The 14,361-nt window shown below is 63.9% G+C and carries 14 protein-coding genes; 5 read left to right on the top strand and 9 right to left on the bottom strand.

What is annotated here, in order from left to right; genetic code table 11:
* Positions 1 to 90 precede the first annotated feature (90 nt).
* The gene (locus AC1DR6_RS00735; protein ID WP_476827264.1) at positions 91 to 1,356 is read left to right on the top strand and encodes an NAD(P)/FAD-dependent oxidoreductase; all 1,266 of its coding nucleotides are present in this window, start codon (positions 91 to 93) and stop codon (positions 1,354 to 1,356) included.
* Between the two features lie 95 nt (positions 1,357 to 1,451).
* Here the strand turns inward: AC1DR6_RS00735 and AC1DR6_RS00730 are convergent, their stop codons facing one another.
* From AC1DR6_RS00730 to gloA, 9 genes are all read right to left on the bottom strand, one after another.
* Positions 1,452 to 2,582: an iron-containing alcohol dehydrogenase gene (locus tag AC1DR6_RS00730; protein WP_476827263.1), complete on the bottom strand. Its 1,131-nt coding sequence runs from the start codon at positions 2,580 to 2,582 to the stop codon at positions 1,452 to 1,454.
* A gap of 86 nt (positions 2,583 to 2,668) precedes the next feature.
* A complete protein-coding gene (locus tag AC1DR6_RS00725) occupies positions 2,669 to 3,826 on the bottom strand; it encodes a mandelate racemase/muconate lactonizing enzyme family protein (protein WP_476827262.1) in 1,158 nt (385 codons plus the stop codon).
* Between the two features lie 76 nt (positions 3,827 to 3,902).
* Complete coding sequence (locus AC1DR6_RS00720; protein WP_476827261.1) at positions 3,903 to 4,724, bottom strand: carbohydrate ABC transporter permease; 822 nt, start codon at positions 4,722 to 4,724, stop codon at positions 3,903 to 3,905.
* A gap of 1 nt (position 4,725) precedes the next feature.
* The gene (locus AC1DR6_RS00715; protein WP_476827260.1) at positions 4,726 to 5,664 is read right to left on the bottom strand and encodes a carbohydrate ABC transporter permease; all 939 of its coding nucleotides are present in this window, start codon (positions 5,662 to 5,664) and stop codon (positions 4,726 to 4,728) included.
* A gap of 103 nt (positions 5,665 to 5,767) precedes the next feature.
* Positions 5,768 to 7,018 carry an ABC transporter substrate-binding protein gene (locus tag AC1DR6_RS00710; RefSeq protein WP_476827259.1) on the bottom strand — a complete coding sequence of 417 codons (1,251 nt, stop codon included), beginning with the start codon at positions 7,016 to 7,018 and terminating at the stop codon, positions 5,768 to 5,770.
* A gap of 177 nt (positions 7,019 to 7,195) precedes the next feature.
* The gene (locus tag AC1DR6_RS00705) at positions 7,196 to 8,149 is read right to left on the bottom strand and encodes an aldo-keto reductase family protein (protein WP_476827258.1); all 954 of its coding nucleotides are present in this window, start codon (positions 8,147 to 8,149) and stop codon (positions 7,196 to 7,198) included.
* A gap of 17 nt (positions 8,150 to 8,166) precedes the next feature.
* Positions 8,167 to 9,150, bottom strand: a complete 984-nt coding sequence (locus tag AC1DR6_RS00700) for a D-2-hydroxyacid dehydrogenase (RefSeq protein ID WP_476827257.1) — start codon at positions 9,148 to 9,150, stop codon at positions 8,167 to 8,169.
* Between the two features lie 25 nt (positions 9,151 to 9,175).
* Positions 9,176 to 9,892: an RraA family protein gene (locus AC1DR6_RS00695; RefSeq protein WP_476827256.1), complete on the bottom strand. Its 717-nt coding sequence runs from the start codon at positions 9,890 to 9,892 to the stop codon at positions 9,176 to 9,178.
* An 81-nt stretch (positions 9,893 to 9,973) separates the two neighbouring features.
* Entirely contained in the window at positions 9,974 to 10,408 is a 435-nt protein-coding gene (gloA, locus tag AC1DR6_RS00690) for a lactoylglutathione lyase (RefSeq protein ID WP_476827255.1), read from the bottom strand.
* Between gloA and AC1DR6_RS00685 the strand changes: the two genes are divergently transcribed.
* The 4 genes from AC1DR6_RS00685 (at position 10,393) to AC1DR6_RS00670 (ending at position 14,293) form a co-directional block, all read left to right on the top strand.
* The gene (locus AC1DR6_RS00685; protein ID WP_476827254.1) at positions 10,393 to 11,451 is read left to right on the top strand and encodes an IclR family transcriptional regulator; all 1,059 of its coding nucleotides are present in this window, start codon (positions 10,393 to 10,395) and stop codon (positions 11,449 to 11,451) included. The genes gloA and AC1DR6_RS00685 overlap by 16 nt on opposite strands.
* A 239-nt stretch (positions 11,452 to 11,690) precedes the next feature.
* A complete protein-coding gene (locus AC1DR6_RS00680) occupies positions 11,691 to 12,950 on the top strand; it encodes a tyrosine-type recombinase/integrase (protein WP_476827253.1) in 1,260 nt (419 codons plus the stop codon).
* Entirely contained in the window at positions 12,950 to 13,933 is a 984-nt protein-coding gene (locus AC1DR6_RS00675) for a hypothetical protein (RefSeq protein WP_476827252.1), read from the top strand. Before AC1DR6_RS00680 ends, AC1DR6_RS00675 begins: the two co-directional genes overlap by 1 nt.
* Positions 13,934 to 14,074: 141 nt before the next feature.
* Entirely contained in the window at positions 14,075 to 14,293 is a 219-nt protein-coding gene (locus tag AC1DR6_RS00670; RefSeq protein WP_476827251.1) for a helix-turn-helix domain-containing protein, read from the top strand.
* Positions 14,294 to 14,361 lie beyond the last annotated feature (68 nt).

Here is a 14,361-nt window from a genome sequence, read left to right as displayed (position 1 = left end):
CATCGAGTCAATTGATTTTTATTTCCTTGCAAAAATGCACGGTTTGAGGCTGGCTCCCGTTATCGAGCGCAGGGATGAGCCGACTTCCGGATGACGACGAAACAGAAAGCCGATGTGATCGTGCTCGGCGCGGGCATCGTCGGCGTCAGCATCGCGCTGCATCTTCAGGAGCGCGGGCGCCATGTGCTGCTGGTCGATCGCGGCGAGCCGGGATCGGAGACGAGCCATGGCAATGCCGGCCTGATCGAGCGCTCCTCCGTAGTGCCCTATGCTTTCCCGCGAGACCTGGCGACCTTCGCGGCCTTTGCCTCCAATCGCTCGATCGCCGTGCGTTACAGGCCGGCGACGCTTCTGCGCATGACGTCCTGGCTTGCGCGCTATTGGTGGAATTCCGCCCCATTGCGGCTTGAGCGGCTGGGCCGGTCGATCCTGCCTTTGATCGAGCGCAGCGTGGTCGAGCATCGACGCTGGACGCAGGATGCGGGCACGCAGCCCTTGATGCGCGAGACGGGCTGGATCGACCTCTATCGCGACCGCACCGCGTTCGATCAGGCCGTAAAAGCAGCCGCTTCCGTCGAGGTTCACGGCCTGAATTACGATGTTCTCGGACAAGACGCCCTGAGGTCGATCGAACCTGGGCTGCTTCCGGGCATGGCGATCGGCGCCCTCCACTGGCGCGATCCGGTCACCGTCACGAATCCCGGCGGAGTGACCCGCGCCTATGCCGAGCTTTTCACCAGGCGAGGTGGCGTGATCGAGAAGGCCGATGCGCAGCGCTTGCGCCAATCGGAGGAAGGCTGGCTGCTGTCCACGGATGGCGGCGAATGGCGTGCGGCCGAAGCCGTCATCGCGCTCGGCCCTTGGTCGAAGGAGCTATACGAGCCCTTGGGCTATCGCTTCCCGCTGGCCTTCAAGCGCGGCTACCACATGCATTACGAGGTCGCGCCCGAGCATGGTCCGCATCGCCCGATCTGCGACGCGCAGGCCGGCTTCGTTCTATCCCGGATGGAACGCGGAGTGCGGCTGACGACGGGCATCGAGCTCGCCGGCCGCGATCTGCCGTCGAACACCAGCCAGCTCGATCGCGCCGAGCAGGTCGCGAAGCGCCTTCTGCCGCTAGGCCGGCGCCTCGACGCCGAGCCTTGGCGGGGCGCGCGGCCGTGCCTGCCCGACATGCTCCCGATCATCGGCCGCGCCCCACGGCATCGCGGTCTATGGCTCGCCTTCGGCCACGCTCACCACGGCTTCACGCTGGGCCCGGTGACCGGGCGGCTTCTGGCCGAGGAGATGACAGGTGAGCCGACCTTCTGCGACATCGCGCCTTTCGCCGCCGAGCGTTTCGCCGGCGGCCGGTGACGCAGCCGAGAACCGACGCCGCGCAAGCCCTCCCGGCAGGGCTAGGGCCCAAGGGCGGCAGACCGATCCGAAACCCTCTCGGCCGCGACGGTGCCTTAGAAAGCCGCTTTCAAGATCGCCAGATAATCGTCTCGATCGGCGGGCCTCGGGTTGCTGGCCGATGAATGATCGGCCGTCGCAGCCTCCGCGATGAGCGGCAGGCAATCGGACGGCACGCCCATTTCCGACAGGGTCGAGGGCATAGCGAGCCTCGTGTTCAAGGCCTCGAAATACGCGGCCAGATCGGCCCCCGCCGCCAGTCCGAGCCGCTGCCGGATCACTGCGTATTTCTGTTCGCAATGCGAAGCGTTGAACCGCAGGCAGTGCGGCAACAGTACGGCGTTCAGCGTGCCGTGATGCAGCGAAACCTGCTTCAATCCGCCGAGGGGATGCGACAGCGCATGGACGGCGCCCAGACCTTTCTGGAAGGTAAGGCCGCCTTCGAGCGCCGCCATCATCATCTCGCGACGGGCATCGCGATTGCCGCCATCGGCGACCGCCCGCTCGATCGTGTCGATCGCGCGCACCAGGCCATCGAGCGCGATCGCTTCGGCGGGCGGATTGTAGCGGGGGCTGAGATAGGTCTCGATGCAATGCGTGATCGCATCCATGCCGGTCGCGGCCGTGAGCCACGCGGGCAGCCCGAGCGTGAGGTCCGGGTCGCAGATGGCGCGCTTGGGGATCAGATGGGGCGAGATGAAGCCGAGCTTGCGGCCATCGTCCAGGCTGATCAGGGCGGCGCGCCCGACCTCGCTGCCCGTGCCGGCGGTCGTCGGGATCGCGATCAGCGGCGCAACCGTGGCGGTGATCTTGGGGAGGCCGCCAAGGATCGCTGCATATTGCGCGAGAGGTCCGGGATGGCCGGCAAGCAGGGCTACGCCCTTGGCGAGATCGATGGCGGACCCACCGCCGATGGCGATCAGACCGTCGCACCCTTGCGCGCGGAACACCGCCAGCGCGGCGAGAACGGCGCTCTCGGTCGGATTGGTCGGCGTGTCGAGAAAGGCCGCCATGCCGCTGCCGTCGGGGAGAACGTCACGCAGCCGATCGAGCAGGCCGGCCCGCTCGATGCCCCGGTCGGCGACGATGAGCGGCGCCTTGATGCCCAGCTCGTTCAGATCGTTGCCGAGGCCCGCAAGCGCGCCCGCCTCGAACCGGACGGTGGTCAGATAGGTGATCAGCGACATGACAGGTCTTTCGTCATCACGGCCAGGCGAAATCCTGGCGATTGGCTTGTTAGGGGTGTTCGAGGAACCAGCGGTTTGGCGGGGAGCTAACGGCCAAACCCATCGATCACGTTGCCCCGCAGGAAGTCCATGTCCATCTCGATGCCGAGACCGGGCTTGCCCGTCAGCCTGAGGCTGCCGCCGGTGTTGTCGAGCGGCGTGTCGATGAAGCGGTTGTAGCAGGACAGGTCGTGCATCGAGGTCTCGATGCGATAGAAATTCGGCACCGTGATCATGACTTGCGCGCCTGCGACGACATTGATCGGTCCGCTGGCATCATGGGGAGAGATCGGGATGTAATAGGCCTCGGCCATGGTCGCGATCTTCTTCATCTCGCTGATCCCGCCCGTCCAGGTCACGTCGGGCATGATGTAGTCGGCCAGCCGGTTCTCCAGGATCGGAACGAATTCCCAGCGGGTATGCAGCCGCTCGCCGACCGAGATCGGCACGCTGACCTTGTCGCGCACCTGCCGCAGCGCGTGATAGCTCTCGGGCGGCACCGGCTCCTCGAACCAGTCGATGTCGCCGGCATCCTGCAAGGTGTTGCAAAGGCGGATCGCGGTCGGCACGTTGAAGCGCCCATGCGCGTCGATCAGGATTTCAATATCTGGCCCCGTCGTCTCGCGGATCAGGGCCGTCAGCTCGGCGGCGATGCGCTCGCCCTTGCGCGACATCTCCCCGTCGAGATAGCCGTTCCGGCGGATCTGAAGCCCGTTCAGATGCGGGAAGGGATCGAACTTCAGCGCCGTATGGCCGGAGTTGACGATGCCCATGATCTCCTCGACCACACCCTCCTTGGTCGTGAACTTGCTCTGGTCGGGATGGGTGTAGAGCAGGACCTCTTCCCGGACCTTGCCGCCAAGCAATTCGTAGATCGGCTGACCGAGAACCTTGCCCTTGATATCCCACAGCGCGATGTCGACGCCGCTGAGGCAGAGCGCGGCGGCGCCACGGCTGCCCATATAGGTGAAGTTTCGATAGGTCCGGTTCCAGATACTCTCGATGTTAAGCGGATCGGCGCCGACCAGCAGCTCGTTCAGATGCAGCAAGGAGGAGGCGACCGTGCGGTTGGCGAGCCGGGTGGAGGTGGTGACCTCGCCCCATCCCGTGACGCCTTCGTCGGTCTGGACCTCGACGAACAGGAACTCGCCGAAAAAGGTGCCTTCGGCTTTGACGATCCAGGGCGTGATCGACGAAATCTTCATGAAGCTGGCTCCGAAGGGGCAACGACCGGCGCTGCCGTATATCTGCTAGGGATGGAAGCGGTTGAGTGCCGCGTCGTCAGCCTTTCGTCGCGCCCGACATCAGGCCGCCGACGAAGACCTTCTGCAGACCGAGGAAGATCGCCGCGATCGGCAGGCTCATGATCACGGACGCGGCCATGACCGCCCCCCAATCGGTGTCGTATTCGGTCGAGAATTCGGCGAGCCCGATTGGCAGGGTTTTCACCGACGTGTCGTTGGCGAAGGACAGCGCGAAGATGAACTCGTTCCAGGTCGCGACGAAGGAATAGAGAAAGATCACCACGATCCCGGGCAGCGACAGCGGCAGCATGATCTTCAGCAGGATCGTCCAGCGTGAGGCGCCGTCGATGATCGCGGCCTCCTCGAGTTCGATCGGGATGTTCTTGAAGTAGCCGGTCAGCATCCAGATCGCGAGCGGCAGGGTCAGCACCAGATAGACCAGGATCAGGCCGATCAGCGAATTCAGCAGGTTGAGATAACCGAGGAAGATGTAGAGCGGCACGATCAGGGCGGCCGACGGCAGCAGATGCGACATCAGGATCAGCATCTGCCAGAGCGAGCGCCCCCTGAACTCGAAGCGCGAGAAGCCATAGGCGGCCGGCGTCGCGAAGATCAACGCAATGATGGTCGAGCCTAGCGAGACGACCGTGCTGTTCCAGAAATAGCGCGGCACGTTCGAGTCAAAGAGGACCTTCTGGTAGTTCGCGAACGTCGTCTGCTTCGGCAGCCAGGTGATCGGGATCTGGTAGAGTTCCGCCAGGCTCTTGAACGACGAGACGATCATCCAGAAGAACGGCACCACCGTGATCGCGACCAGGATCAGGACCGGCAGATAGACCCAGGCACTGCGCGCCTTCATCTCAGCGTTCCTTCCGGCGGCCGTCGAACCAGATATGCGCGACGATGAACACGGTGGAGACGATGAAGAACATCACCGAGAGCGCGCTGGCCTGGTTGAAATTGAAGTACTGGAACGCCTCGACGAAAATCTGGATCGAGGTGATGAGTGACCGGTCGGCCGGACCGCCCTTGGTCATCGCATAGATGATCGTGATCGAGTTCACGCCGGCGATGATCAGCAGCAGGGTGATCGAAGCCAGGATCGGCCGAAGCTGCGGCAAGGTGATGTAGAGGACCTCGTCGCGGAACGTCGCGCCATCGACCTTCGCCGCTTCGTAGAGCGAGACGGGGATCGATTGCAGGCCGGCCAGCACCATGATCGCCACGAAGGGGAACATCTTCCAGACGTTCACCGCCGTCAGCGCCGGTAGAACGATGCTGGGGTTGGTCAGCCAACGGACGGGCTCGTCGACGATGCCGTTCGACATCAGCACGTAGTTGATCACGCCGTAATCGGTGTGGAACATCCAGGCCCAGGTCATGGCGCCGACGATGCCGGGAATGACCCATGGGATCAGGGTCAGCGCCCGCACCAGGGCCTGCCCCCGAAACCGCTCGTTCAGCACGATCCCCGCCGCGGTGCCCAGCACGAGCTGCAGGATGATCGACGACGCCACGAAATAGATCGTGTTGACGGTGGCCCGCGCGGTGCGATCGGATTCGACGATGTTGATGTAGTTCGCTGCCCCGACGAAGCGGCCGCTGCCATCGGTGACGCTCAGGATCAGCGTGGAGATGATCGGGTAGATGATGAATGTCGCCAGCAGCGCGATCGCCGGCAGGATGAAAAAGATCGGCCCGTCCTTATGGGCGGCGATGTAGCGCCCGATCCGCCCGCGCGGGGCGTCGGCGTGACGCTCCGGCGGACGCGATGGCGAATGGGCTGGGATCGGGGCCATGCTCTGTGCTGTGTTGGACATCATCGTCACGCTGCGGCGCTTGAGAGGCATACCGGGGCGCCACGTCGGCGCTCGCGAGCGCGTGACGCGGCGCCTCGGGTGGCTATTTCTTCAGGATCGCGTCGATGGCCTTGTCCGCAGCCACCATCGCGGCCTGCGGCGTCGCGCCGCCGATCAGGATCTCCTGCACGCTCTTGTAATAGGCGCTGGAAATCTCGAGCCAGGCGCCGATCGGGGGCTGCGGCCGGGCATGGGTCAGCATCACCTTGAACGCGTCCAGCCTCGGATCGGCGAAGCGCGGCAGGTTCATCGCGGTCGTCGTGGTCGGGAAGGTGCGGGTGTAGAGCGCGAGCCGCTCGGGCTTGGCCAGGAACTGCAACAGCTTCAGGGCCTCGGCCTTGTTCTTGCCGGCCTTGGGCACGATGAAGCCCCAGCCGCCGAGCAAGGCCGAGGTCTGCTTGCCCTTGGGAGCCGGCATGATCGCGACGCCGAAATCCAGATTGGGCGCGTCCTGCGCGAAACGTTCCAGCTCCGTCGGCGTGCCCTGATACATCGCGATGGTGCCTGCGATGAACAGCCGGCGCAGTTCGAGCCCGCCGTTTTCCAGCGTCGAGGGCGGCGCGACCTTCAGCGTCGTCAGCATATCCGTGTAGAACTTCACACCGGCGACCGCCTCGGGCGAACTCAGCGTCGCCTTCTTCATGTCGGGTGAGAGGATGTCGCCGCCATTCATCCAGATATAGGGCAGCGAGCGATACAGCGTGTTGCCCTGGCCTTCGGCCCCGCCGCCGGCGATCCCGTAGCCATAGCGCCTTTGGCCGGTCTTGCTGGTGTAGGTCAGCTTCTTCGAGGCCTCGATCATCTCGTCCCAGCTCTGGGGCGGCTTGCCGTCATCGAGGCCGGCCTCGCGGAACAGGTCCTTGCGATAGAGCATCGCCAGGGCCTCGGCCTGGAACGGCAGGCCGTAGATCTTGTTGTCGACCGAGGTGGCCGCCAGCGTCGCGGGCACGAAATCGCCCAAGGGCACGCTCTGGCCGATCGCGGCGCCGACCTCTTCGAGCGCGCCGGTGGCCTGATAGGACGGGATCCAGGAATTCTGGACCTCGATGATATCGGGCGGAAGCCCGGACCGCACCGCGATCATCACCTTGCCTTCGAGGCCGCCATAGGGGTTGGCCTGCAGCTTCACGGTGATGCCGGGGTTTTCCTTCTCGAACTCGGTCGCGAGCTGCTGGGCCTTGACCCGGCCGGGTTCGGAGACCCACCAGTTGACCTCGCCGGCGAGCGCCGGCGTTACAGCGATCATCGCTGCCGCAGCCATGGCCAGGCGGAGCTTGGGCGTCGCGTATCTCATTGTCCGTCCTCCCTGAATTATTTTTGTTTGTTAGACCCGGCCGTGTCCCCGGCCTGGGCTGGTCTGCGGCTCACGTCGCCGCTTCAGTTCCTATTTGAATAACTCATGTTCTGATATGATCGTGGTCGGTTGAGCCCGGTCTGTCAAGATCGGCTGGCGCATGACGACCGCCGTTGCTCAGCTCCGCTCGAAAAACAGCGCCGTCCGTTTGTCGCGGTAGACCTTGAAGGCAGTGCTGGCTTCCAACCGGATTTGAAGGTTTTCGTCGAGGGCCGCCGGTCCGGCGTCGAGGGTCGCGGCGTTGGCCCGCAATTGCTCGGCATTGTCGACGCCGAGAATGATCACGTCCGCGTCCTGACAGCCCACCCAGGCGAGCGCGGTTCGCGCCACGGCGGCCCGGTCGCTCAAGCCCACCTCCTCGGCGATCGGGAAGAGCTCCCCCTTGAAGAAGACCTCGCGCGCAATGACGCCGAGGCCAAGCTCCCGCGCGCGCGGAACCACCGCCTGCAAGCCGTCGAACTCGCCGAGGCTGAGATCGAGATTGACCACATCGAAGCCGCCGGAATCGAGTTCGGCGAGGTAGAGCCGCTCGCCGGCATGGGAATCGGCTACAGCAAACCGGATCAGCCCGTCCTGCTTGAGGCGGGCGAGATTGTCGGCCAGACCAGCCATATAATCCGGCGTCTGGTCGATCGACCCATTGATCAGGCCGATGTTGTAGAAGTCGATCACCTCGCGGCGGATCAGCTTGAGAACGCGTTCGGTCTCGGCTCGCAGCAATCCATAGTCCAGCATCTGCCGGTTGCCGGGATCATAGCCGTAGCACATGCCTTCCGGGCGGGTCTGGACATGGACCGGATAGGGCGGCGGCAGTTCGGCGAGGTTGCGCCCCAGCGCCTCCTTCTCCGAGTCGATGGTGACGTCGAAGAGGTTGATGCCGAGATCATAGGCGGCCTTCAGGATGTCGAGCCGCTTGGGCCCGCCGAAACCCGGCGCGATGTATCCGCGCGTAACGGCCTGCGCGAAGTCCTCGTTGAAGCCGCGCGACAGGCCGCTCGCGAGGAATTCATGACCGCCGAGCGCGATCTGCGAAAGCGAGAGGCCGGTTTTGCCGAAGGGCTTGAAACGCATGAGATGACCCGTCCGGTTCAGTAGCCGCGCGCCAGATCGACGGCGTTGGGCAAGGGGCGGCCCGCACGAAAGGCGTCGATATTGTCGAGGAAAATGTCGAGGCTGCGCGGGATATAGGTCAGCGGGTCGCCGGACGACATGTGCGGCGTCAGGACGAGGTTCGGCGTCGTCCACAGCCTGTGCCCGGACGGCACCGGCTCCGGCGTCATCACATCGAGCACCGCGCCAGCCAAGGCGCCAGCGTCGAGAGCGTCGAGTAAAGCATCCTGCTCCACGAGTTCGCCACGGCCGATATTCACCACGCCGGCTTCCGGGGGCAGCAGCGCGATCCGCCGCCTGTCAAGCAGATGGGTCGTCTGAGGGGTCAGCGGCGTGATCAGGACCAGAAATTCCGTGCTCGGCAGAACGCTGTCCAGATTTTCGGTGGCGATGACCTCATCGCAATGCGGATGCGGCTCGACCTTCGTCCGGACCCCGGTGACATGCAGGCCGAGCCCCTTCAGCCGCTGCGCGATCACGCCGCCGATGGCCCCCAGGCCCACGATCGTCGCCCGGCGGCCAGCCACCGAGGAGGCGAGCTTCCGGTGCCAGCGTCCCTCGCGCTGCTGGCCCGCGAAGAACGGCATGTGGTTGGCCAGCATCAGCACGGCCATCAGCGTGTATTCGGCCGCCTTGACGCCATGCGCGCCGCTGTTGTTCAGCAGCGTGACGCCCGGGGGAATGAAGTGGCCCTTTGCCAGCGAATCGACCCCGGCATGCGTGAGGAAAATCAGCTTGAGCTGCTTCGGCTCGACGGAGGGAAGGTAGTTCTGCACGATCCGCGACGTCGTGATCAGCGCATCGACCTCGCCGATGACTGCCGCGAAATCAGCCTCGGTCTCGCCGACACTGATCTCCAGTCCGGCGCCCTTTTCCCCAGCCCTCGCCACGGCGGCCTGCCATTGAGCCAGCGTCGCGCGCGGATTGCCGTCATCGGGATGGTTCTGGATGTGAATGCGCATGGTCTGCTCCTGAAGCCGCAGAGGATCAGCCCTGCATCGCCTTCCAGGCCTTGAACTTGGCAAGGTTCGCTTCGTTCGGCGGGTAAAGGCCGAGGATGTCACCGCCTTCGGCAACGCGCTCGCGAACCCAGCCGTCCAGCGCCTCCTTGTCGACGCCCAGCTGCGCCACCTCGGCCGCAAGATGCGCCGGAATGACCGCGACCCCGTCCTCGTCGCCGACCATGATGTCGCCCGGAAAGACCAGCACGCCGCCGCAGCCGATGGGCTGCTGGATCGCGATCGGGATCAGTGCCGAGGGGCTGGCTGGCGCGGCAGGCCCCTTGCAAAACGTCGGCATCCCCAGCGCGCGGATCTCGCTGACATCGCGCATGCCGCCATCGGCGACCACGCCGACCACGCCGCGCACCTTCATCCGGGTCGTCAGTACGTCGCCGAGACCCCCCACCGCGCCGACGCCGCACATGTCCATGACGAACACGCTCCCGGCCGGGATCTGCTGGGTCGCCTGCAGCATCGCATTCGCGGGATTGCCGATATCGACCGTCAACGCGATGTCCTCCCGCATCGGCACATAGCGAAGCGTGAAGGCCGGGCCGACAAAGCGGCAATGGGCTGTATCGATCGGCCCGATGCCCGGAATGGCGCGCATGCGCAGACCGTATTTCTTCAGCAGAATGCCGGTGACCGCCGCCGTTGGCACGCGCTTCAGCAGCTCGATCGTCTCAGGGGTGCATGCCGTCATGGTCGTGTCCTCAGAGAAGCCAGCTCAGGTGCCGATCTGTTGAAACAGCAGGTTAAGATCTCACCCGTAAGCCACTTCGGTTCAGGCGGTGGCCTGCGCATAATCGCCGGTGTCGAGGTCGATCAATTCGATGCGGTAGCCGTCCGGATCGTCGATGAAGGCGATATGCACGGTTCCGAATTTGAGCGGGCCCGGTTCGCGCACGATCCGCACGCCGGCCTCCCGCAACGACTGGCAAACGCCGTGGAGGTCACGCACTCCGATCGCGAGATGGCCAAAACCCGTGCCGGGCTCATAGGTCGACACCCCGTAATTATAGGTCAGCTCGATCATCGGATCATTGGCTTCGGTGCCGTAGCCGATGAAGACGTTGGTGTATTTCGCCTCCGGCACATCGACCTTTTTCACCACGGTCATCCCGAAATGCTGGGAGTAGAATGCAACCGACCGATCGAGATCTCCGACACGGATCATCGTGTGCATGAACCGGAAGCCGTTCGTTGGCGTGGTCGTCATCGTTTCCTCACATCTGGACCCTTCACGATCGCCTTCAGCAAACAGAAATCTTAAGCGATCGTCAGTTCCTATTTGAACTTAGTCAGTTCCCGTGTAATCATCTGCCAATCGTCCGGGCTGTCAATCGCAAATCGACGCTGTGCATCGGTTGCCCGCAGCGACCAGAGTTTGACACCATTCTCGACGTCGGCCCCAAAGCGGTGCCGGCACGAGGCGAAACAGGTTTTGAGATGCCTATGAGCGAAGCGGCTGACGCACGCGCGACCAAACGGCGCGAAGGAAACCAGGTGCCGGTGATCGAGCGGATGCTCGACCTGCTCGAGATCATCGAGCGCCGTCCGGCCGGGACCTCGATTCGGGAACTGAGCGAATTCCTCGATATGCCGCGCTCGACCGTCTACCGCATCCTGAATACGCTCGAGGCGCGGGATGTCGTGAAGCGGAGCTTCTCGGGCTCCTACCTCTTGGGTCCGCGCCTTCTGTCCCTGGCCGCCAATGTCGTGACGGGACAAGATCCCGACCTGGTCAAACTCGCCGACACTCACCTCGAGCGCCTGTCGCAGACCACCGGCGAGGCAAGCAAGCTCTCGGTGCTGGACGGGGACGGCGTTCTGGTCGTTGCCGTCGCACATAGTTCCGGGGAATACGGCTTGACGGTCAAACCCGGCCGGCGCCTGCCGCTGCATGCCGGTGCGGCGAGCCGCGTCCTGCTCGCGCATCGGGACGGCAGCGACATCGCCCGCATCCTGAACGGCCCGCTCCCCCGTTATACCGACACGACGATCTGCGACGCCGAAGAGATCGGCAGGAGCCTTGCCCAGATCAGGCGCGCGGGCTCAGCCCTCGACGATGGCGAATTCTCCGTGGGCGTGATGGCAGTCGCAGCCCCCGTGCACGACCGGCAAAACAAGGTCGTGGCCGCGCTCAGCATCCCGTTCCTGCGCACGCAGGACCGCACGCGCATCGACACGCTGCGCACCGCGGTGACGGACGCCGCAAAGCTGATGTCCCAGGAGCTGCAGAACCGCCTGGCTCATTCGTGACGGAGGCCGCCGGGCGACGAACCCGCGTCCACGATCTATGGCAGAGAACCGGATGCCAAAGCCGCCACGCTCCCGCGCAGGTGGGCTAAATCAATCGCTGAGCGGGAAGGCCTTGGTGGAGCTGAGGTCCACTACACCCTAGCCTTACCCGGCTTTATCCAGCTTGCCCCATCGCTGAATTTTCAGATGCTTACGAGCGCTGCTATCTATTCCAGCTCATTCCGGTCTGTTATGATCCGTTGCACGAGTTGGGGAAAGAGTTGGGGATTGGCATGGGACGGCAGCTCAAACGATTGTCCGCCCGCACCGTCGCAACGTTGACGACGCCGGGCCGTCACAACGACGGCGAAGGGCTCTATCTGACAATCAGCGCTGCCGGCGCCAAAAGCTGGCTGTACCTGTTTCGCTGGCAAGGCAAGCTGAAGGAGATGGGCCTAGGAGGCGTCTCTACTGTCTCCCTAGCCGATGCCCGAGATAAGGCGTCCGACGCGCGCAAGCAGGTCAAGGCCGGGATCAACCCTATCGATGCGAAGCGCGAGGCCGGCGCTGCCGCCGAAGGGCAAAAGACCTTCGGCCAGTTCTCCGACGATCTGGTGAAGGACATTCAATCCGGCTTCCGCAATGAGAAGCATCGTTGGCAATGGTCACATACGCTCAAGACCTATGCCGCAGCACTGCGGCCTCTCCCGATTGATGCGGTGACAACAGAACAGGTTCTGGACGTGATTAAGCCGCTCTGGCTGACCAAGCAGGAGACGGCATCGCGCCTTCGCGGCAGGATCGAGCGGGTACTGGACGCCGCGAAGGCGAAGGGACTTCGGTCAGGCGAAAACCCCGCTCGCTGGCGCGGCCATCTGGATCATCTCTTGCCCAGGCGCCAGAAGCTCCAGCGCGGTCATCACGCTGCGATGCCGTATGCCGATGTCCCCGATTTCGCGGCGGACCTTCGCCAGCGCGAGGCGACCGCCGCCCTCGCGCTCGAATTCACCATCGTGTGCGCAAGCCGATCGGGTGAAGTCCTCGGCGCGACCTGGGCGGAGATCGATCGCAAGGCGAAGGTGTGGACCATCCCGGGCAAGCGGATGAAGGCTGGCCTTGAACACCGCGTGCCTTTGACTGACCGTGCCTTGTCCATTCTGGACGCCGCCGAGAAAGTGAAGCAGAGCGAATTTGTCTTCCCCGGCGCTCGGCAGGGGAAGCCGCTCTCCAACATGGCGATGGCGAACCTGCTCAAGAAGCGGATGAAGCACGAGGGGCTGACCGTTCACGGCTTCCGCAGCTCGTTCCGGGATTGGGCCGGCGAGTGCACAGCGTTCCCGCGTGAGGTCGCAGAAGCGGCCCTTGCGCATGTCGTCGGCGACCAGACGGAACGCGCCTACCGCCGAGGCGACGCGCTGGAGAAGCGCCGCAAGCTGATGGACGCATGGGCGCGATTCGTTGGCGCGCCAAAGGCAAAGGCAAGTAATGTGACGCCGATCCGCGCGAAGGCGGCCGGCTGATGGCCACCCCGAAAGACAGCATCGTAGCGAAGTTCGATGCGCTCAGACCGCAATGGCTCGCGGATCGCGAGGCCAGGCAATTCGATACCGATGGTTTCGGGGAATTCACCGGCGAGCGCTATGCGGCATGCGGAATGACCGAAGACGGGTTGCTGACAAGAGCCGAAGCTGAAGCGCTCAGCGAGGCGAAGGGATGGCCTCCCTTCGAGAGCTATCCTGATCCGGCATCGATCGACGTTCTCGCAATGCCTGACTGGACGCTTCCCATGGCAGTCACATGGATCATCCATCGAGAGCCGTCCGCAGTTGCCAAGGTGACCGAAGCTTATCGATCGCAGTCTCGCGTCTGGCGGGTGCTGCCCAAAGTGACCATCGTCCGCATCAAGGAGCCCCGCGCTATCTTTACGAAAGGCGGCACTCATCTGCACGTTTTGGACAGAAAGATACCAGCTACTTGGTTTGGACTGCTTTACGAGGTCGAAGACAGACAGTCGCTTGGCTTTGCTCGCGCTGATCTACTGCGGCAATTTGCTGAAGGTGGCCTCGGGTGCTCTGCGATTACCGAGCAGGGGGGTCGCGTTTCGATATCCAGCGCTAGCTGGCAGGACTTCTCTGTCAAGACAATCAGAGGCGTCGACATCATCGAGACCCCGGGCCAGTCTTCGTTGCGAGCACCAACTGTCCGGCGTGACGAAGTGCTTAGGATTTGGCCGGCGATGCCGGATAAGCCGGCCGCTGAAATCGAGGAAACAGCCGCTCCCGTCGAAGTGGATGCGGGCGCGAAAAAAGGCTCCGAGGCCGACGCTCGCCGGGAATGGGATCAAGAGATGGCAGAGGTCCGTGGCGGGACGATGCGCCAGCGCTCTCAAAAGCTCATTGAGGCAGATTATCCCGCGCGCTTCCACGTTTCGCGGGAGATGGTTCGGGGCTGGATCAAAGGGACACGAAGCCGGGGGCGCCCCACCGCCAGCGGTACTGATTAGGTTAATCGCGCAACTATCCGACATGCGCGATTTATTGCGCGATTTGCGCGATTTTCTGCATATCGACTGCGCTTTTTCCCGTCGTCACCGTCTGCGTGCTGATCCAACCCGCTTCGGGCCGAGACAGCGCAGGAGGCAAAGATGGGAAGCCATCTCCACGAACCGCCGCCCCTCGCCTATGACATGCAGGGGCTTATCAGGGCCTCGGGCTGGGGCCGCTCCAAGATCCAAGCCGACATCGCGGCCGGCCGCCTGAAGGCGCGCAAGTCTGCCGGAAAGCTCATCATCCTTTACGAAGATGCCCGCGCTTGGCTGCTTGCCCTGCCGGTGCGCGAGCCCTCCGACAGGGAGGCCGCGTGATTTAATGCAGCTCCAAAGCAAAACCCGGCGCGGGGAAAGCGCCGGGCTCGCAAAGGCTTCATTCCTGG

It is taken from the genome of Allobosea sp. P5_A5, from assembly GCF_056400625.1.
This window is presented reverse-complemented; position numbering and strand designations above follow the sequence as displayed.

Coding starts and splice junctions, on each gene's coding strand:
- AC1DR6_RS00735 (WP_476827264.1), top strand. CDS start 91: ATGACGACGAAACAGAAAGCCGATGTGATCGTGCTCGGCGCGGGCATC.
- AC1DR6_RS00730 (WP_476827263.1), bottom strand. CDS start 2,582: ATGTCGCTGATCACCTATCTGACCACCGTCCGGTTCGAGGCGGGCGCG.
- AC1DR6_RS00725 (WP_476827262.1), bottom strand. CDS start 3,826: ATGAAGATTTCGTCGATCACGCCCTGGATCGTCAAAGCCGAAGGCACC.
- AC1DR6_RS00720 (WP_476827261.1), bottom strand. CDS start 4,724: ATGAAGGCGCGCAGTGCCTGGGTCTATCTGCCGGTCCTGATCCTGGTC.
- AC1DR6_RS00715 (WP_476827260.1), bottom strand. CDS start 5,664: ATGGCCCCGATCCCAGCCCATTCGCCATCGCGTCCGCCGGAGCGTCAC.
- AC1DR6_RS00710 (WP_476827259.1), bottom strand. CDS start 7,018: ATGAGATACGCGACGCCCAAGCTCCGCCTGGCCATGGCTGCGGCAGCG.
- AC1DR6_RS00705 (WP_476827258.1), bottom strand. CDS start 8,149: ATGCGTTTCAAGCCCTTCGGCAAAACCGGCCTCTCGCTTTCGCAGATC.
- AC1DR6_RS00700 (WP_476827257.1), bottom strand. CDS start 9,150: ATGCGCATTCACATCCAGAACCATCCCGATGACGGCAATCCGCGCGCG.
- AC1DR6_RS00695 (WP_476827256.1), bottom strand. CDS start 9,892: ATGACGGCATGCACCCCTGAGACGATCGAGCTGCTGAAGCGCGTGCCA.
- gloA (WP_476827255.1), bottom strand. CDS start 10,408: ATGACGACCACGCCAACGAACGGCTTCCGGTTCATGCACACGATGATC.
- AC1DR6_RS00675 (WP_476827252.1), top strand. CDS start 12,950: ATGGCCACCCCGAAAGACAGCATCGTAGCGAAGTTCGATGCGCTCAGA.
- AC1DR6_RS00670 (WP_476827251.1), top strand. CDS start 14,075: ATGGGAAGCCATCTCCACGAACCGCCGCCCCTCGCCTATGACATGCAG.